We start from the raw sequence: 17,124 nt of genomic DNA, 5'->3' as shown, positions 1-17,124 counted from the left end.
TGGTGCAGCGGCCGGGCGCATCAGGACGCTCCCGGAGCGGCCGGCGTGTTGGGGAAACTGCGCATGTGGACGATCGGCCCGCCGTCCGGGCCCACTTCGACCCACCGTACTTGGATCGTGTGCGGCACATGATCACCGGCGTTGCGCAAGGGGAACACGTCGATGCTGTCGATCTTGCCGCCCGCCTTGAGGTGGTTGGCCAGGTCGGTCTCGAACGCGTACCAGTGGTCGGGCCCGGCCTGGCCCGGCCAGCCCTGGTTCTGCGGCCGCCACTGGGACATCATGTTCAGCAGCTCGCCCGGCCCGCGGAACTGGTTGCCCGCGATGTGCCCGCCGTCGTAGACGCCGCCCGGGCCCTGCTGCCCCGACACGCCCTGCGCGGTGCCGTCGCGGCGCTGGAGCTCGTACTCGTCGGCCGTCTGCGGGACGTCCGACTTGCCGTGCACCGTGTCGGGCCTGCCGTTGACGTCGGCGCCGGTCTGGTAGGTGAACCGGCCGTGGTCGACGTCGTAGACCATGTTGGGCCCGGGGTTGTTCATGTCCGGGCTGTGCGGCCGGAAGGTCTCGGCCACCGCGACCCGGCCGTGCTCGTCGGTCCAGTACACCGACCGCGGCTGGTCGACCTTCGCCTCGCCCACCTTGTACTCGCCGTGCACGACGTACTTGGAGTTCGGCTCCAGCTTCGGGGACCCGTCCGGGTTCTTCGGCTGCGAGTCCAGGAACGACCGGTTGTTCGGCAGGTCGTGGACGTCGTGCTGGTGCGCCCCGCGGAACCGCTCCGGGTTCGCGACGCCTTCGGGCACCTCGGCGTTCGGGTCGACCCGCTGCCGGAAGTGGACCTCGGCGTCCGGCGGGACGAGCCTCGGGTTGTTGATTCCCCGCAGGTCCGGGTTCGACCGCGCGATCCGGCCGGACTCGACCTCCGCCCAGCGGACGTGGCCGTCGGCGTCGGTGTAGAACGTGCCGCGCGGGACGCCCTTCTGGTCGACGACCTCGTACCGCGTGTGCGGCTCGTACGGCCCGCCCTGGGCGAACGACTGCCGCGCGCCGGGCGAATGCGGGTCGCCCGGGCCGATCCGGACCGGGTCACCTTCGAAGTCCGGGCGGTGGAACTGCACCGACGGGTGCGGCACGCCGTCGGCGTCGGTGTGGAACGTCTGGTGGTGCCCGCCGATGTCGACCCGGTAGGTGGTGTTCGGGTGCGGGTGGGTGACGTCGGGGTTCGGGTGGTACGCCGGGTTCGGGGTGCCGTCGGCCAGCCGCGGCGGCACGTTCGGGTGCGAGGTCTCGATGTGCGTGACCCGGCCCGAGCCGTCGGTGTGGTACGTGCCGCGGGGCGTCCCGTCGGCGTCGACGACCTGGTACGAGCGGTGGGGCTCGAGCCGCTGGTCGCTCGGGAACCGCTCGCCGGCGTGCGGCGCGCGGGGCGCGTCCGGGTGCGTGCTGCCCGGCCCGACCGGCACGTGCTCGCCGCCGGGCGGGTCGAAGTCCGCGCCGTGCTGCGGGTTCGCCCGGACCTCGGCCTGCCGCTGCGGATCGGTGAGGTCGTGTTCCTGTTGCCGCGAAAGGGGATTGCGGTCGGCGGGAACGTCCGGGTCGGTACCGGGTGGCGGCGCTTGGCGTTGCCGGGGGTTGTCCGGATCGGCGTCGGCCCCGGCGGCGTCGCGCTGCCGGGGGTTGTCGTCGTCACCGCGGTGGCGCGCGCTGTCCGCGTCGACGTCGTGCGGGTCGTGGTGCCGGGTGTCCGGCGCGAACCCGTCGTCGCCTGCCGCGTGCGTCGAGCCGTCGGGGTGGTGGGTGTTCCACTCGCCGTCCGGCGGGATGCGCGGGCGCATCCGGCCGTCCGGGCCGATTTCGTAGTCCGACGAGAAGACACGGCCGTGCGAGTCGGTCCACGCCGGCTTCGTCGGGGCCATGACCTCGGTGTCGAGCTCGCGCGAAAGCCGGTGCGCGAAGTCGTTCGAGCTCGCGTCGCAGCCGATCAGGCGGACCGGCCGGCCGTCGTAGTCGGCGTTGCGGCGCAGGACGTCCGCGAACTCTTCGGGGGTGTAGAGCCGGTCGCCGATGCGGGCGTGACCGTCCGGCGTGACGTGCACGTCGACGGTGTAGCGGCCGTCCGGGTCGGGCTGCACGCGGTGCGGCAGGTCGCCCATGTCGGCGTCGCCGGCGTGGTACGAGCTGCCCGCCGGCGTGCTTTCCGAGTGCCGCGCGTTGACCTCGTCCGGGGTCAGCGGCTCGGAGTCGCCGTGGTGCGGGGCGCCGCCGTCCGGGTCGTGCGGACCGTTTTCGTGCGGTGCGTGCTCGTGCGGGCCGTGGCCGTCGGGACCGTGCGGGCCGCCGGGGCCGGTGTGCCCGGGACCGCCCGGCCGGGTGCCGGGGGCGGTTCCGCCGGGCCGGGTGTCCGGGCCGTGCGTGCCGGGCCCGTAGCCGCGAGCCGCGGGTGCGGGCGCGTCCGGCGTGCGCGGGCGCGGGGTGTCGCCACCCGGGCGCGGCCGCCCTTCGGGGAGGTCGCCGCCGGTGCGCGGCCGCCCGGGTGCGTCGACGTGCGGGGTGTGCGCGCCCGGGCTGCCCGGGGTGCCGGTCCAGCCGGGGCCACCGCCGGTGCGCGGGGAGCCGCCGCCTCCGGGTGCGCCGCCGGGCGGCATCCCGCCACCGCCCATCATCGGCGCGCCACCCGGTGCCGGGGCACCGGACGCGGCACCGTCCCCGCCACGAGGCGTCGGGACCGCGCCCGGGTCGCCGGTGCGCGGAGCGGTCGGCGCGGTGCCGCTGGCGGAGGTGGTGCCGTCGGCCCGGGGAGGCGCGGCGCTGCTGGGGGTGTCGGTGCCGGCGTGCGAGCCGGGCGCATCGGACCGCGCGGCGGGCGAGACGCCGGAGTGCGCCGGGCTGCCCCCGTCGGCGTGGCCCGGCGAGCCGGAGTGCGTGGGCGCGGGGCTGCTGTCGCCTGCGCGGGTCGGCGAGGGGCTGTTGTCCCCAGCGTGCGACGGCGTGCTGTCACTGCCGCGAGTGGGTGAGCTGTTCCCGGCGTGCGAAGGCGCGTTGTCGCCTGCGCGGGCGGGTGACGGGCTGCTGTCGCCCGCGTGGGCCGGAGTGCTGTCGGCGCCACGCGTCGGTGAGGGGCTGTTGTCCCCGGCGCGCGAGGGCGTGCTGTCGCTGCCGCGCGTCGGCGAGGGGCTGTTGTCTCCGGCGTGCGAGGGCGCGTTGTCGCTGCCGCGCGTCGGCGAGGGGCTGTTGTCCCCCGCGTGCGAGGGCGAGCTGTCCCCGGCGCGGGTCGGCGAAGGGCTCGAATCGCTTGCGTGCGAAGGAGATCGCGTCGGCGAAGGACTGCCATCCCCCGCGTGCGACGGGCTCGGGTCCCCGGCGTGCGAGGGCGAGCCGTCCGACCGCGCCGAAGACGGGCTGCCCTCCGGCGAGCCATTCGCCGACGGGGCATCGTCACCCGCGTGCGACGGTGAGCCGTCCGGCGAGCGGGATTCGTCCCCGCTCGAACTCCGGCGAGACGCCGGATCCGCCGGCGAGTCGGTGTTCATCGGGTCGGAACTCGGCGAATCCCCGTCCGCGTGGCCGGGATCGCCCGAGTCGGTCGACGACGTCTCGCCGTCCGGGGAACCGTCGCCGTCGCCGGAGTGCGAGCTTTCGCCGTCGCCACCGGACGAACCCTCGCCGTCGCCACCGTGGCCGCGCGCGTGGACCCCGCCACCCTCCCCCTTGGGGACCTTGTGGACGAAGCCGCCTTCCTTGACCTTCAACCCGTCCAGGCCGCTGACCTTGCCCAGCACCTTGCCGAAGACCTTGGCGATCTTCTCGAAGATGTCGACCAGCTTCGACAGCAGCGGCGACACCTTGCGGATCGTGTCGGTGAGCTTCTTGAGCAGCTCGCCGATCTTCTTGCCCCACTTGGCGATCGCGGCCGACGCCTGCGCCACCACGACCGGCGTGCCGAAGCCGAGGGAGAAGACCTCTTCCATCACCCAGGCGATCAGCTTGCCGACCAGGTCCGCGATCAGCTGCCGCACGGTCTCGCGCACGAACGAGACGACCTGGCCCATGATCATCGTGACCGTGCTGATCGCGCCGGCCACCGTCGCCGCGCCGGACAGCGCGTCGCTGTGCTCGGCGGCGAACTTGCGGTACGCGTCCGCGCCCTGGCCGGTCCAGCCGGCCGTGCCGTTCTTGACCGCGTTGTCGAAGTCGGTCTTGCGCTCGCCCAGCGCCTTCGAGACGTTGCCCCAGGTGTCGGCGTAGGACTGGATCACCGGCGGGTTGCCCGCGACGGAGTCGAGCATGTCCTTCAGCGGCTGGACGTGCTCCATCAGGAACGACGCGACCGACGACATCAGGTAGCCGAACGGGTCGATCGCGGCGCCCGCGATCTCCCCGGCCAGGCTGAGCACGCCCAGCCCACCGGAAACCCAGTCGCCGTCCTTGATCCCGTTGAACGCGTCCATCGACGACTCGGCGAGGCCGATGCCGCCGGCCCAGCCGTAGTCGCCGTTGCCCGCGGTGAACGCGCCCGGCCCGTCCGGGTCCTGCTTGGCGTCGACGACGAGCGGGTTGCCCTCGGGCATCACGCACCGCCCGCGGACTTGTTCAGGTCGTCGGCCACCCCGGCCTCGTACTTGTGGTACGCCGCCGCGGCTTCGCGGACCTTGCCGGAGACGGCGGTCATCGCCTGCACGGCGTCCTTGAGCGCGTCGATCCCGTACTGCTCGACCGGGTCGAGCATCATCCGGAACGGCTGGCAGAGGATGCCGTACGCGTCGGTCGGCATGCTGACCTGGTTCGCCGCGTCGACGGCCTGCTGCAGCCCGTCACCGATGGCGTCGAGCCGCTTCGCGTGCGCCGTCAGGTCGGTGCTGAGTTCCACATCCGTCATCGGTTTCCCCCTCAGGAAAGAATCGGCCCGCCGAAGTCGTCGTCATCGTCGTTGTCGACCGGGCGGCGACGCCGCGGCGGTTGCGGCTGCTGCGGCGGCGCGGGTGGTGGCGGCGGCGTCCGCGGCGGCTGCTCCTCGTTGTCCTCCGGCAGGAACCGGCGGACGCGGTCGGGCTCCGGGAACGCGGGCTCGGGCTCCGGCGGCGGTTCCGGGAAGGTGCTCTGCGCCTCGCGGACGATTTCCACCGCGGCCTGGTCACCGGTGCCGGTGGTCTCGGTCATGGCCTGCTGCAGCAGCTCCGGGATCCGGGCCTGCGCGCGCTGCACCAGCTGCATCACCTGCGCCGACACCTCGGCCATCCGCTTGCCCGCTGCCGTTTCGGCGATGACGAGGTTCTTCAGCAGGCCGCGCGAATCGACGGTCACCTGGACCGTGCCGTCCTTCGACCGCTCGGTGACCGACTGGCCCTGCATGCGATCGGCCAGCGCCTGGTACCGGGCGGCGTTCTCCTCGAGCCGCTTGGTCCAGTTGTCGATCATCGCGTCGCTGGCGTCGATGCTGTCCGGCATCCCGGCCCCTTCTCTCTGCTCCACTCCACTGACGGATCCCGGGAGCCGTCGGTTCCCCGGAACACGCCAAAGGCCACCATAGGGGACCCGGAGGTGCCCGATGGTGGCCTTCGCCGTTTCGTGAAACTACAGGTTGCCGCGACGCTGTGCCGATGGCGCCTCGGCGTTAAAGATTGCCTCGGCGCTCCTGCTCACGCTCGATCGCTTCGAACAGGGCCTTGAAGTTGCCCTTGCCGAAGCCCAGCGAGCCGTGCCGCTCGATCAGCTCGTAGAAGACGGTCGGGCGGTCGCCGATCGGCTTCGTGAAGATCTGCAGCAGGTAGCCGTCCTCGTCGCGGTCGACCAGGATGCTGTGCTCCTTGAGCGTCTCGATCGACACGCGGACGTTGCCGATCCGGGCGCGCAGCTCGGGGTCGTCGTAGTAGGAGTCCGGGGTGTCGAGGAACTCGACGCCGGCGGCGCGCATCGCGGTGACCGTGGCGATGATGTCGTTGGTGGCCAGCGCGATGTGCTGGCAGCCGGCGCCGCCGTAGAACTCGAGGTACTCGTCGATCTGCGACTTCTTCTTCGCGACGGCGGGCTCGTTCAGCGGGAACTTCACCCGGTGGTTGCCGTTCGAGACGACCTTGCTCATCAGCGCCGAGTACTCGGTCGCGATGTCGTCGCCGACGAACTCCGCCATGTTCACGAAGCCCATGACGCGGTGGTACCAGTCGACCCAGTAGTCCATCTTGCCGAGCTCGACGTTGCCGACGCAGTGGTCGACGGCCTGGAACAGCCGCTTCGGGGCGCCTTCGGGTCGCTTGATCGTGCTCTCGCGCGGCTCGTAGCCGGGCAGGTAGACGCCGGTGTAGCGCGACCGGTCGACCAGCGAGTGGCGGGTTTCGCCGTAGGTCGCGATCGCGGCCATACGGACGGTGCCGTGCTCGTCGGAGACGTCGTGCGGCTCCTCGAGGATGGTCGCGCCCTGCGCGCGGGCGTGCTCGACGCACTTGTCGACGTCGGTGGTCTCGAGCGCCAGGTCGATGACGCCGTCGCCGTGCTTGCGGTGGTGGTCCAGCAGCGGCGAGTCCGGCCGCACGCCGCCGGTGATGACGAACCGGGCCGAGCCGGACTTGAGGACGTAGGACTTGCGCTCGAAGTCGCCGGTCTCGGGTCCCGAGTACGCGACGAGCTGCATCCCGAACGCGATCTGGTAGTACCAGGCGGTCTGGGTGGCGTTGCCGGCGATGAACACCACCGCGTCCATGGCCTTGACCGGGAACGGGTCGGTCGAGGCGTCGTGGTCGACGAGCCCGACGAGCTGACGCAGCTGGTCATAGCTGACGTCGTCGAGCGCGCCCTGAGGTTCGGCAGTCTGGGTCATACCCGAAGGATCCGCCCCGTGAGGCAAGATGCGCAATGGACTCAGTTTTTGCTGGACAATATGATCAGCGTTTGCCGGACATCGGCTGTCATCATGGACAACTTGTGCAGGGGAGAGAGCAATGTCGGAGAACCTCGACGCATTGGACGCACGGCTCCTGTTGTTGCTGACGGACTCCCCGCGGCTGGGGGTGCTGGAGAGCGCCCGCCGGCTGGGGGTCGCGCGCGGGACGGTCCAGGCGCGGCTGGACCGCCTGACCGAGCGCGGCATCCTCGGCGGCTTCCCGCCGGAGCTCGACCTGGCGGCGATGGGCTACGGCCTGACGGCGTTCGCGGTGCTGGAGATCGCCCAGGGCCGCCGGGCCGAGGTGGCGGAGGCGCTGGCCGCGATCGACGAGGTGTGCGAGGTCCACGCGACGACCGGCCAGGGCGACCTGTTCGTCCGCATGGTGGCCAGGGGCAACGACGACCTGCAGCGGGTGATCGACGAGGTGGTGGGGGTCCCGGATGTCCAGCGGACGTCGACGTCGATCGCTTTGTCGACCCCGGTACCGCCGCGGGTCCGCCCCCTGCTGGAGCGGACCGCGCGGGGCTGAGGCTCAGCCTTCGTCGACCACCTGGGCCAGGTACCGCTTCGCCGAGCGCTGCACGACTTCGAAGCCGTCCGTGCGCACGATCGCGTCCCACCAAGCGCCGTAGATCGCCTCGAAGCGGTACCCGGCCAGCAGCTCCGCCGCGCGGCGGACGATGTGCGGGCGCTCCGGGACCAGGTTCGGATAGCTGTACATGAAGCCCACGTGCGTGCGGTCGGGGATCACCTGCACGATGTCGCCGGACAGCAGCGCGCCGCGGCCCTCCTCGCCGTCCGGCCAGTGCAGGACCGTGCCGCCGGTGAAGTGCACGCCGAGGTTGATCAGGCGTAGGTCGTCCGCGACGTCGAGGGTCGTGCCGGACCACAGCTGCACCGCCGGGTCGGGCCGGCCGATCCACTGCTGGTCGCCTTCGTGCAGGTGGATCGGCACGTCGAACGCGTGCGCCCACTCCACCATCGTCGTGTAGTAGTGCGGGTGGCTGATCGCGATGCCGGTGATCCCGCCGAGAGCGTTCACCTGCTCGACCAGCGCGTCGTCGAGGTACGCCGCGCAGTCCCAGAGGAAGTTGCCGGACCGCGCCCGCACCAGCAGCGCGCGTTCGCCGATCGCGAAGCCGGGGTTCGAGCCGACGCCGATGATGCCCCGGCCCTGCTCCTCGATCCGTGGCGTGTACGTGCCGCTCTCGCGGAGCGAAGAAAGGTTCGTCCACCGCTGCCCGGACTGCGGGACGTATTGGCGTTCGTCCTCGCAGACCGGGCAGTCGTCACGGGCCACGGCGTACTGCATGCCGCAGGCCTGGCAGATGGGTTCGGTGCTCACGGCTGTGTCCTCCCAGAATGTGGATCCTGGGAGGACAACCTAGCCCGGGTTACTTGGTGTCGGCGTACGGAACCGCTTTCACGAGGGTGACCTTCTGGAGCTTGCCGTTGGGCAGCTCGTACTCGCGGGACTCGCCCTCCTTGGCGCCGAGCAGGGCCTTGCCCAGCGGCGACTCCGGGGAATACACGTCGAGCTCGCCTTCGGCACCCTCTTCACGGGTGGCGAGCAGGAACTTCTCGTCCTCGTCGTCGCCCTCGTAGCGGACGGTGAGGACCTTGCCGGGGCCGGCGGTGCCGTCGTTCGCGGGCGCTTCGCCGACCTTGGCCGAGCGCAGCAGCTCCTGCAGGTGCCGGATGCGCGCCTCGGCCTGGCCCTGTTCTTCACGGGCGGCGTGGTAGCCGCCGTTCTCCTTGAGGTCGCCCTCTTCGCGGCTGTCGTTGATGCGCGCGGCGATGACCGGACGATTCTCGATCATTTCGTCGAGCTCGTGCTTGAGCCGGTCGTAGGCATCCTGGGTCAGCCAGGTCACCTTGGTGTCGCTCACGGTCACCATCTCCTCGTCGGGCCTGCCAGGCTTGCGTGTTCAAGCCGGCCCACACGGGCGTAGGTGCCCGCGTGGCTGAGATAAAGGAAAAACACGGCCCGTCGCGGGCCGTGCTGAGGGGTCAGACTATCACGGCGCGACAGGTCAACGCCCGTTAATTCCGCGCGCCGTGGGCGTTGGGCGCGCGGTTCACCCCGTTGGCCGCTATGGGGTTGACAGGTAGTCTGGTATGTCGTACGAGCAGCCGTACACGTCGGCCGTCACCGGTTCCCCGATGCTCTTGATCGTCGTGGTCATCCTGCTGTACTTCGCGCCGGCGGGGATCAGGAGCTCTTTGCGGCCGCTCTCGGCGCCGGTCTTGTCGCGGACGCGCACGATGCAGACGCCCGCGCGGTCGTCGTCGTCCCGCGTCACGTTGATGGTGATTTCCATCGCGTTGCCCGGTTTGCCGCTGAAGGCGACGCGCTCGGCGTCGATCGGCGCGGCCCCGAGGTTGACGTACGCGACCCACGCGATCACGCCGCTGACCAGCAGGGCGATCGCCAGGAACAGCCACCGGCGCCAGCGCTGGGGCGCCTTCGCCCGCGCGGTGCCGTACCGGCCTTCGGGCAGCACGGGCGCTGCCGTTTCCGCCGGTCCGCCTGCCAACGCGGGGCCTCCTGCTCGTTCTTGTCGTACCCGTGGGGACAATGGTGGGGCGGGTACGGCTTCGAGTATCCGCCCGCTGGGTGGGCGGCCCGCAGGTGGGTCGCGGAATACGGGTAGAGAAGGAGTCGTTCGCAGCATGGTGGACCAGCTGACGAAGACCGCCAAGCCGCGCCTGCGGATGATGGCCGTGCACGCGCATCCGGACGACGAGTCGAGCAAGGGCGCCGCCACGATGGCGCGCTACGCCGCCGAAGGTCACGAGGTGCTCGTCGTCACGTGCACCGGTGGCGAGGCAGGCAGCATCCTCAACCCGGCCATGGACCGGCCCGAGGTGCTGGCGAACATGAGCGAGGTCCGCCGCGAGGAGATGGCCCGCGCGGCCAAGATCCTCGGGGTCAGCCAGCGCTGGCTGGGCTTCGTCGACTCCGGCCTGCCGGAGGGCGACCCGCTGCCGCCGGTGCCCGAGGGCTCGTTCGCCGTCGTGCCGCTCGAGGAGTCGACCGAGGCGCTGGTGCGCGTGATCCGGGAGTTCCGCCCGCACGTCATCACGACGTACGACGAGAACGGCGGCTACCCGCACCCCGACCACATCCGCACGCACGAGGTGTCGATGGCGGCGTGGGACGCGGCGCCGGACCCGAGCCGCTTCCCCGACGCGGGCGAGCCGTGGCAGCCGCTGAAGCTGTACTACATGCACGGCTTCTCGAAGGCCCGGATGGTGGCCTTCGACGCCGCGCTGAAGGAGGCCGGGCTCGAGTCGCCGTACACCGAGTGGCTCGAGAAGTGGGACCCCGACCGCGCCGATGTGATGGAGCGGGTGACGACCCGCGTCGAGTGCGGTGAATACTTCGAGGTGCGGGACGAGGCGCTGAAGGCGCACGCGACGCAGATCGACCCGAACAGCCGCTGGTTCTTCGTCCCGTTGGAGATCCAGCGCGAGACTTGGCCGACCGAGGAGTACGAGCTGGTCAAGTCGCAGGTCGACAGCACGTTGCCGGAGGACGACCTGTTCGCCGGCATCGGCATCGAGGAGAAGGTGAACACATGAGTCTGACGCTGCCGGCCGGCGTGGCGCTTCCGGTGACCGCGTCGGCCCTGGTCCTGACGCAGCAGCCGGGCAACGGCGACAACGGCGGGCAGGGGGAGGACTTCGGCAAGTCCTCCCCGGTCGGCTTCCTGGTGCTGATCCTGTTCCTCATCGCGGTGGCATTCCTGGTCCGCTCGATGACGAAGCACCTGAAGCGCGTCCCGGCCAGCTTCGACGACCCGCCTGCGGAGGAAGCCGCTGAGCCGGCTTCGCAGCAGGAGGAGCCGTCGGCCGAGGCCGAGGGCCCGGCCGAGCCGAAGAAGAGGTCGGCGAGCGACACGTCTTCGTCGTCATCGAAGGCCGACTGACCCGGCGACGTGAGGTCGGTTGAAGGAGCGGAGTGCAGGTGACCCGGCACCGGCTCCGCATGGATTCAGATCGGCTCGACTCGGCGGTGGCTCAGTACAGGACTTTCGCGCAAGCGGTGGCGAAGTCATTGACGGAACCCCAGCGTGGGCTGGAGCTCCATCGGTTCGCGATGCCCCAGTAGCCGCCTCCGTCTGTGGCGACGGTCACCTGGACGATGTGGGTGAAATCCCACCCGTCGTTGTCCGTCGCGGACAACTCCACGAACTTCACCTGTTTCCCATCGCGCGAGCGGTGGTTTCTTATCTTTTTCACTCTTGCATCCGGTGCACGTCGCGCGCGCCAAGTGGCCGGCCGTTGTTTCCACGGAAAGGAAAAGTGGTCGGTCGCGACGAACGTGGGCTGACCGTCCGGTTGCGTCAGGACCCATCCGTTCGAGAGGCGAGTCGGCTGGACTCGTGCGAACAGCTTCTCGAGGAGAACGACGTGGCCAGCGGGTGGCGCGGTCAACAACCACCTCGGCGGTATCTCCAAATCGTATGGCTCAGCCCATGCGCGCCACCTCTTGTCGTCGGCGGCTTTCCGGTGCATTTTCTCAAGGGCCTGGTCGATCGGGTCGTCAGTCATGGCGAGGCCTCCTCGGAGAAGGTCGTTGCCGTTCACGTGGCCATTACAGCCCGTTTCGACAGCGAAGGCCGCGGAGCCGGAGGCGGCCGAGAAGCCCGCCTCGGCGGACTCCCCGGCCGGCAAGACCGACAGCTAAAGCCGCGGGTCCACCGGGTCCGACTCCAGCGCCAGCACCGCGAACACGCACTCGTGCACCCGCCACAGCGGCTCGCCGCGGGCGGTGCGCTCCAGGGACTCCAGGCCCAGTGCGTACTCGCGCAGGGCCAGCGTGCGCTTGCGGTTCAGCCCGCGCTTCCGCAGCCGCTCGAGATTCGAAGGCAGCGTGTAGTCCGGCCCGTAGATGATCCGCAGGTACTCGCGCCCGCGGACCTTCACGCCCGGCTGGACCAGGCCGCGCGTGCCCCGGGTCAGGTTCGACGACGGCTTGACGACCATGCCTTCGCCGCCCGCCGCCGTCAGCTCCTCCCACCACTCGACCCCCCGGGCCACCGACGCGGCGTCCAGCAGGTCCACCGCGAGCGTCCGCGTCCGCTGGAAGCGCGGACCCACGAGCCCGTCCAGCACCGACAGGTGCCACGCGTGCGGCCGGTCGTGGTAGGTCGCCCCCTCCGACGCCAGCAGCTGGAACGGCGCCAGCCGCACCCCTTCCAGACCCGACGTCGGCCAGCAGTAGCGCCGGTACGCCGAGCGGTAGGAATCCACTGTGGACGAGCGAACTGCCGTGCGCCGCAACAGGTCCGAGACGTCGATGCCGCGTGCGGACGCCGTTGTCAGCGCCGAGACCGCCGCCGGCAGCACCGCCTGGGCCGCCGCGCCCACCGACGCGTACTGGTCCGCGATCAGCCCGCCCGCCTTCGCGCTCCACGGCAACAGCTCGGCGTCGAGCAGCAACCAGTCCGACTTAAGCTCCTCGAACAACCCCGCGGCCGCCGACCGCACGTCGTCCAGCAGCAAGGCGTTCTGCCCGGCCGAGAAGAACGGCCGCCCGGTCCGCGTGTACACCGCGCCGTCGCCCTCGATGCCGAACCGCCGGGACCCCGAGCCGGCCCGGCACACGAGCACCACGGCCCGCGAGCCCATGTGCTTCTCCTCGCACAGCACCGACTCCACCCCCGCCGCGCGGTACTCGGCGAACGCCTCCTCCGGGTGCTCCAGGTAGTCCTCCCGCGACGACGTCGAGCACGGCGCCATCGTCGGCGGCAGGTAGGCCAGCCACCGCGGGTCGACCGCGAACCGGCTCATCACCTCCAGCGCCGCCGCCGACTGCTCCGCCGAGACGCCGACGCGGCCGTGGTGCGCGGTCTGCACGATCCGCTTCCCGGTGACGTCGGCCAGCTCCAGCACCGCCGGCTCACGCCCGCCGAGCGGCCGCGAAGCGTCCAACGGCCGCGAAGGCTCGTACCAGACCTGGTGCGCCTTCACGGAGACGACTTCCCGCTCCGGGTAGCGCAGCGCCGTCAGCTTCCCGCCGAACACGCACCCCGTGTCGAGGCACATCGTGTTGTTGACCCACTCCGGCTCGAGCGTCGGCGTGTGCCCGTAGAGCACCATCGCCGACCCGCGGTAGTCGCGCGCCCACGGCAGCCGCACCGGCAGGCCGTACTCGTCGGTCTCGCCGGTCGTGTCGCCGTAGAGCGCCATGCTCCGCACCCGCCCGGACGCGCGCCCGTGGTAGCGCTCGGGCAGCCCGGCGTGCGCGACGACGAGGTTGCCGCCGTCGAGGACGTAGTGCGCGATCAGGCCGTCGCAGAACTCGTGCGCGCGCCGGCGGAACTCCTCGGTCTCCGCGCCGAGCTGCGCCAGCGACTCGGCGAGCCCGTGGGCGGCGTTGACCTTCCCCCCGTGCAGCGCGCGCACCAGCTTCTGCTCGTGGTTGCCGCACACGACCAGTGCGTCGCCGGCCGCGGCCATCCCCATCACGCGCCGCAGCACGCCCGGGGTGTCCGGGCCGCGGTCGACGAGGTCGCCGACGAACACCGCGGTCCGCCCGGCCGGGTGGACGCCGTCGACGTACCCCAGCTCGGCCAGCAGTTCCTCGAGCTCGGCCGCGCAGCCGTGGACGTCGCCGATCACGTCGAACGGCCCGGTCAGCTCGCGCTTGTCGTTGCGCAGCGGCTCGGAGACGATCTCCGCCTCGGCGACCTCTTCCTCGGACCGCAGGACGTGCACGCGCCGGAACCCCTCGCGCTCCAGCGACTTCAGCGACCGCTGCAGCTCGCCGCGCTGCCGCCGGACGACGTGGTCGCCGAAGTCGCGCTCGGGCCGCGAAGCGTTGCGCGCCACGCAGACGCCGAGCGGCAGGTCGAGCACGATCGCCGTCGGCAGCACGTCGTGCTCCTTCGCGAGCTTCACCAGGCTCGCCCGCGAAGCGCGCTGGACGTTCGTCGCGTCGATGACGGTCGTCCGCCCGGCCGCGAGCCGCTTCGCCGCGACGTAGTGCAGCGCGTCGAACGCCTCGGCCGACGCCGACTGGTCGTTCTCGTCGTCGGCGACGAGCCCGCGGAAGAAGTCGCTGGAGAGCACCTGCGTCGGTGCGAAGTGCGTGCGCGCGAACGTCGACTTGCCGGAGCCGGAAGCGCCGACGAGCACGACGAGCGACATGTCGGGAACGGTCAGCTTCACACGGCCACCTCCTTGCCACTCGTGAAGACCGCCAGCTGGGTCGGCGGTCCCGATACCTGGTCCACCGGTCCGATCGGCAGGTACCGGACGTCGTAGCCGCGCCGGGTCGCGACGCCGTCCGCCCAGGCGCGGAACTCGGCTCGCGTCCATTCGAACCGGTGGTCGGCGTGCCGGAAATGCCCCATCGGCAGGAACTCGAACAGCCGGTTGTACTCCGCGTTGGGCGTCGTGACGAGCACCGTGCGCGGCGCCGCGACCCCGAACACCGCGTGTTCCAGGGCCGGCAGCCGCTCCTCGTCGACGTGTTCGACGACCTCCATGAGCACGGCGGCGTCGTAGCCGGCCAGGGCCGGGTCGGCGTAGGTGAGCGCGGACTGCCGCAGCGTCACCCGGGTGAAGCCACTCAGCCGCTTTTCGGCGATGGCGAGCGCGCTCGCGGAGACGTCGACGCCGACGATGTCGACGAAGGAACGCTCCTTCTCGAGGACGCGCAGCAGCGCGCCGGTCCCGCAGCCGAGGTCGAGCACGCGCCGCGCGCCCGCGGCCCGCAGCGCGGCGAGCACGCTGCCGTGGCGCTGGGACGCGAGGCTCTCCGGCTTGTCCGGCAGGTCGGTGACCCGCGCCTCGGCCTCCGCCGGGACGTCGTCCGCTTCGGCCAGCCGCGAAAGCGCGTAGTTCACCACCGGGCGCCGGCGCTCGAGGTAGCGGTTCGCGATGAGGTCCCGCTCGGGGTGCCCGGCGAGCCAGCCGTCCCCGGCGCGCAGCAGCTTGTCGGCCTCGTCCTGCCCGACCCAGTAGTGCTTGCCGCCGTCGAGCGCGGGCAGCAGGACGTAGAGGTGGCGCAGCGCGTCGGCGACGCGGTGGGTGCCGGTGAGCGTCAAGTCGACATAGCGGCTCTCGCCCCACTGCGGGAACTGCGGGTCGAGCGGGATCGGCGCGGTCGTCACGCGCCAGCCGAGCGGCTCGAACACCTTGTGCACCACTTCGGCGCCACCTCGCGCGGACAGCGACGGCACGTGGATCTCCAGCTCGAAAAGCTCGTCGACGAGCTCCGGACGCGTGGCGCAGCGGCCCGCGAGCGCCGTCGTGAACGCGCCCCGCAGCGCGACCGCGAGGTACGAGCCGCCGGCGTACGGCCGGTCGTTGACGTACTGCGTCAGCGAAGTCCCGCCGCCGCGCACGAGCCCGATCGGGTCGATCTCGACGAACAACGCGACGGTGCAGCGATCTTCCGACGCCTCCGGGTAGAAAACGTGCGCCGTGCCGGCGGACAACGCGACCGACTGGGCTTTCTCCGGATGCTTGTGCAGGAGAAAACCCAAGTCGGTAGCGGGGTTCCGGGTCGTCGAGATCGTCAGCAGCACCTGCCCAGTGTGGCCGAGAACCGTGGCCCGCGCGTGTCGATTTTGGCAAAAACGGACAGTTGACGATCCTTCGGACCTCGGGCACGATGACGACAGCACTGGGGGAGAAGGCCGGGGGGCCGATGTGACGTTTCTCGAAGAAGTCGCTGCGCTGCTTGAGGAATTGGGGCTGGGGAACTACGAATCGAGCGGCGCCGGTGGCGACATCTTCCTGCTCGCCATGCCCGCCACCCCGGACGCCGCCCTCGTCCTGAGCCGCCTTCCCGGCGCGGAGTCCGACGCGCGGCTTCCCTACGACGAACCCGTGGTCCAGATCCGCGTGCGCGGCACCCCGAAGAACGCCGTCACGGCCGAGGCGAAGGCCCAGGCCGTCTACGACGCCGTGCACGGACTGGGAAACCGGCGGCTGCCCGGCAACACCTGGCTCGTCTCCAGCGTCGGCACGCAGGCCGGCCCGGTCTACGTCGGCCGCGATGCCGGCGACCGCGACGAATGGTCCGTCGCGCTGCGGATGGAGCTGCACCGCCCCGTCGGCAACCGCGCCTGAACCGCTTTTCCGCACCGCACAAGCAGTTTTCGAGGAGGGGAGCGTCGATGCCCACTGTCAAGATCAACGCCCGGGACATCATCATCCAGGTCGCCGAGACGAACGGCACCACCTGGACGCCGATCGGGGGCCTCAACTCCGCCGTGCCCAACGCCGGCGAGAACGAAGAAGTCGTCGACACCACGACGTTCGACTCGGCCGGGAACTACGAGCAGGAGGTCATCCAGCGCGGCGCGACGCTCGCCCTGGAAGGCTTCCTGCTGAAGGACCCGGCCAACGGCGCGCAGGACGCGGGCCAGGCGCGCGTGGAAGCGCTGGCCACGCAGGTCGGGTTCGCCAGCGTCGGCAAGATCCGCTTCCGGCACCCGGTGGACACGCAGTGGAAGGTCTGGAACGCGACCTTCAGCCTCGGCGAGCACGGCGGCGGCAACAACGACAAGTACGCCTGGGTCGCCACCGTCACCCGGTCCGGCCCGTCGACCACCGCGGCCGTCAGCGCGAGCCTCGCGGAGGACGGCGAATGACCGAGCCGACCGGCGTCCCCGACGACCAGCTCACCGTCGACTACGACTTCGACGAGGCCTGGCGCGAACGCAAGGCGGCCCGCGTGGCGCCGCGCATCCGCATCCTCGGCAAGGTCTACACGCTGCCGCATTCCTTGCCCGCCAAGCTGATCCTGTTCGCGGTGTCCGCGAAGAAGAACGGCCGGGCGGCCACGGAAGAGGTCAACGCCGAAGAGGCGTTCGACATGCTTTCCGCGTTGCTCGGCGAGCAGAACCTGGTCGACATCCTCAACCGCGGGCTGGAGATCGACGACCTGCCCGACGTGCTCGGCACCTGCCAGCAGCTCTACCAGAACCGGCAGCAGAACCCGGGAAACGGTCAGGCCCCCGCGCTGAGCGTGCCGGGGGCGACGGCGAACACGCCATCCGCCTGATCCTGCGCCACTGGCGGCTGCTCTACGCGGACTGGCGGCGCGAGTACGGCCGCGACCTGATGGCCGACCTCGACGACGGCCTGTCCTGGTGGGAGTTCGCCGCGCTCGTTTCCGGGCTGTCCCCGGAAAGCGTGTGGCGCCAGGTGACCAAGGACGAGCCGGTCGAGGTCGACGGGGAGACGGCCCGCTCGGTGATCGGCAACCTGTAGGGAGGGGGTGT

At 71.1% G+C, this 17,124-nt stretch carries 17 protein-coding genes; 7 read left to right on the top strand and 10 right to left on the bottom strand.

Going from position 1 to position 17,124, the window contains the following annotated elements:
* Positions 1 to 20: 20 nt before the first annotated feature.
* The 4 genes from QSK39_RS05290 to hppD all read right to left on the bottom strand — a co-directional run bounded on the left by QSK39_RS05290 (position 21) and on the right by hppD (position 6,811).
* Positions 21 to 4,568 carry a DUF8616 domain-containing protein gene (locus tag QSK39_RS05290; RefSeq protein WP_285476521.1) on the bottom strand — a complete coding sequence of 1,516 codons (4,548 nt, stop codon included), beginning with the start codon at positions 4,566 to 4,568 and terminating at the stop codon, positions 21 to 23.
* The gene (locus QSK39_RS05285) at positions 4,568 to 4,876 is read right to left on the bottom strand and encodes a type VII secretion target (protein ID WP_285476520.1); all 309 of its coding nucleotides are present in this window, start codon (positions 4,874 to 4,876) and stop codon (positions 4,568 to 4,570) included. The genes QSK39_RS05290 and QSK39_RS05285 overlap by 1 nt, the downstream gene beginning before the upstream one ends.
* A gap of 11 nt (positions 4,877 to 4,887) precedes the next feature.
* Entirely contained in the window at positions 4,888 to 5,445 is a 558-nt protein-coding gene (locus tag QSK39_RS05280) for a YbaB/EbfC family nucleoid-associated protein (protein ID WP_285476519.1), read from the bottom strand.
* Between the two features lie 166 nt (positions 5,446 to 5,611).
* Positions 5,612 to 6,811 (bottom strand): 4-hydroxyphenylpyruvate dioxygenase, encoded by a 1,200-nt coding sequence (gene hppD, locus QSK39_RS05275; protein WP_285476518.1) that lies wholly within the window; start codon positions 6,809 to 6,811, stop codon positions 5,612 to 5,614.
* 121 nt (positions 6,812 to 6,932) lie between these two features.
* Between hppD and QSK39_RS05270 the strand changes: the two genes are divergently transcribed.
* Positions 6,933 to 7,406: an Lrp/AsnC family transcriptional regulator gene (locus QSK39_RS05270; protein ID WP_285476517.1), complete on the top strand. Its 474-nt coding sequence runs from the start codon at positions 6,933 to 6,935 to the stop codon at positions 7,404 to 7,406.
* 3 nt (positions 7,407 to 7,409) lie between these two features.
* On the opposite strand, the gene QSK39_RS05265 is transcribed toward QSK39_RS05270, so the two are convergent.
* The 3 genes from QSK39_RS05265 to QSK39_RS05255 form a co-directional block, all read right to left on the bottom strand.
* Positions 7,410 to 8,222, bottom strand: a complete 813-nt coding sequence (locus QSK39_RS05265) for an MBL fold metallo-hydrolase (RefSeq protein ID WP_285476516.1) — start codon at positions 8,220 to 8,222, stop codon at positions 7,410 to 7,412.
* A gap of 49 nt (positions 8,223 to 8,271) precedes the next feature.
* The gene (greA, locus tag QSK39_RS05260; RefSeq protein ID WP_020641255.1) at positions 8,272 to 8,775 is read right to left on the bottom strand and encodes a transcription elongation factor GreA; all 504 of its coding nucleotides are present in this window, start codon (positions 8,773 to 8,775) and stop codon (positions 8,272 to 8,274) included.
* A 195-nt stretch (positions 8,776 to 8,970) separates the two neighbouring features.
* On the bottom strand, positions 8,971 to 9,414 hold the full coding sequence (locus tag QSK39_RS05255; RefSeq protein ID WP_285476515.1) for a DUF4307 domain-containing protein: 444 nt from the start codon (positions 9,412 to 9,414) through the stop codon (positions 8,971 to 8,973).
* A 136-nt stretch (positions 9,415 to 9,550) separates the two neighbouring features.
* Between QSK39_RS05255 and mca the strand changes: the two genes are divergently transcribed.
* Together mca and QSK39_RS05245 are read left to right on the top strand one after the other, a co-directional pair.
* The gene (gene mca / locus QSK39_RS05250) at positions 9,551 to 10,462 is read left to right on the top strand and encodes a mycothiol conjugate amidase Mca (RefSeq protein ID WP_285476514.1); all 912 of its coding nucleotides are present in this window, start codon (positions 9,551 to 9,553) and stop codon (positions 10,460 to 10,462) included.
* Positions 10,459 to 10,809 carry a hypothetical protein gene (locus QSK39_RS05245; protein ID WP_285476513.1) on the top strand — a complete coding sequence of 117 codons (351 nt, stop codon included), beginning with the start codon at positions 10,459 to 10,461 and terminating at the stop codon, positions 10,807 to 10,809. Before mca ends, QSK39_RS05245 begins: the two co-directional genes overlap by 4 nt.
* A 91-nt stretch (positions 10,810 to 10,900) precedes the next feature.
* Here the strand turns inward: QSK39_RS05245 and QSK39_RS05240 are convergent, their stop codons facing one another.
* The 3 genes from QSK39_RS05240 to QSK39_RS05230 form a co-directional block, all read right to left on the bottom strand.
* Positions 10,901 to 11,434 carry a hypothetical protein gene (locus tag QSK39_RS05240; protein WP_285476512.1) on the bottom strand — a complete coding sequence of 178 codons (534 nt, stop codon included), beginning with the start codon at positions 11,432 to 11,434 and terminating at the stop codon, positions 10,901 to 10,903.
* Between the two features lie 132 nt (positions 11,435 to 11,566).
* The gene (locus QSK39_RS05235) at positions 11,567 to 14,056 is read right to left on the bottom strand and encodes a polynucleotide kinase-phosphatase (protein WP_285476511.1); all 2,490 of its coding nucleotides are present in this window, start codon (positions 14,054 to 14,056) and stop codon (positions 11,567 to 11,569) included.
* Positions 14,053 to 15,420, bottom strand: coding sequence for a 3' terminal RNA ribose 2'-O-methyltransferase Hen1 (locus QSK39_RS05230; protein ID WP_285476510.1), 1,368 nt, complete (start codon positions 15,418 to 15,420; stop codon positions 14,053 to 14,055). The genes QSK39_RS05235 and QSK39_RS05230 overlap by 4 nt, the downstream gene beginning before the upstream one ends.
* A 124-nt stretch (positions 15,421 to 15,544) precedes the next feature.
* Here QSK39_RS05230 and QSK39_RS05225 point away from each other — a divergent pair, with 124 nt between their 5' ends.
* The 4 genes from QSK39_RS05225 to QSK39_RS05210 are packed head-to-tail and all read left to right on the top strand — an operon-like array spanning position 15,545 to position 17,113.
* Positions 15,545 to 15,967, top strand: a complete 423-nt coding sequence (locus QSK39_RS05225) for a minor capsid protein (RefSeq protein ID WP_284750605.1) — start codon at positions 15,545 to 15,547, stop codon at positions 15,965 to 15,967.
* Between the two features lie 47 nt (positions 15,968 to 16,014).
* Positions 16,015 to 16,491 carry a phage tail tube protein gene (locus QSK39_RS05220; protein WP_285476509.1) on the top strand — a complete coding sequence of 159 codons (477 nt, stop codon included), beginning with the start codon at positions 16,015 to 16,017 and terminating at the stop codon, positions 16,489 to 16,491.
* Positions 16,488 to 16,904 (top strand): hypothetical protein, encoded by a 417-nt coding sequence (locus QSK39_RS05215; RefSeq protein WP_285476508.1) that lies wholly within the window; start codon positions 16,488 to 16,490, stop codon positions 16,902 to 16,904. The genes QSK39_RS05220 and QSK39_RS05215 overlap by 4 nt, the downstream gene beginning before the upstream one ends.
* Positions 16,905 to 16,963: 59 nt before the next feature.
* Positions 16,964 to 17,113: a hypothetical protein gene (locus tag QSK39_RS05210; RefSeq protein ID WP_284750608.1), complete on the top strand. Its 150-nt coding sequence runs from the start codon at positions 16,964 to 16,966 to the stop codon at positions 17,111 to 17,113.
* The last annotated feature ends 11 nt before the right edge of the window (positions 17,114 to 17,124 follow it).

It is taken from the genome of Amycolatopsis sp. NBRC 101858 (assembly GCF_030269325.1).
Lineage (GTDB): Bacteria > Actinomycetota > Actinomycetes > Mycobacteriales > Pseudonocardiaceae > Amycolatopsis > Amycolatopsis ponsaeliensis.
This window is presented reverse-complemented; position numbering and strand designations above follow the sequence as displayed.

Bases quoted from the DNA above. Each gene is read 5' to 3' on its own strand.
- QSK39_RS05210 (WP_284750608.1), top strand. From the start codon at position 16,964: ATGGCCGACCTCGACGACGGCCTGTCCTGGTGGGAGTTCGCCGCGCTC.
- greA (WP_020641255.1), bottom strand. From the start codon at position 8,775: ATGGTGACCGTGAGCGACACCAAGGTGACCTGGCTGACCCAGGATGCC.
- QSK39_RS05220 (WP_285476509.1), top strand. From the start codon at position 16,015: ATGCCCACTGTCAAGATCAACGCCCGGGACATCATCATCCAGGTCGCC.
- QSK39_RS05270 (WP_285476517.1), top strand. From the start codon at position 6,933: ATGTCGGAGAACCTCGACGCATTGGACGCACGGCTCCTGTTGTTGCTG.
- QSK39_RS05290 (WP_285476521.1), bottom strand. From the start codon at position 4,568: ATGCCCGAGGGCAACCCGCTCGTCGTCGACGCCAAGCAGGACCCGGAC.
- QSK39_RS05280 (WP_285476519.1), bottom strand. From the start codon at position 5,445: ATGCCGGACAGCATCGACGCCAGCGACGCGATGATCGACAACTGGACC.
- hppD (WP_285476518.1), bottom strand. From the start codon at position 6,811: ATGACCCAGACTGCCGAACCTCAGGGCGCGCTCGACGACGTCAGCTAT.
- QSK39_RS05240 (WP_285476512.1), bottom strand. From the start codon at position 11,434: ATGACTGACGACCCGATCGACCAGGCCCTTGAGAAAATGCACCGGAAA.
- QSK39_RS05245 (WP_285476513.1), top strand. From the start codon at position 10,459: ATGAGTCTGACGCTGCCGGCCGGCGTGGCGCTTCCGGTGACCGCGTCG.
- mca (WP_285476514.1), top strand. From the start codon at position 9,551: ATGGTGGACCAGCTGACGAAGACCGCCAAGCCGCGCCTGCGGATGATG.
- QSK39_RS05285 (WP_285476520.1), bottom strand. From the start codon at position 4,876: ATGACGGATGTGGAACTCAGCACCGACCTGACGGCGCACGCGAAGCGG.
- QSK39_RS05215 (WP_285476508.1), top strand. From the start codon at position 16,488: ATGACCGAGCCGACCGGCGTCCCCGACGACCAGCTCACCGTCGACTAC.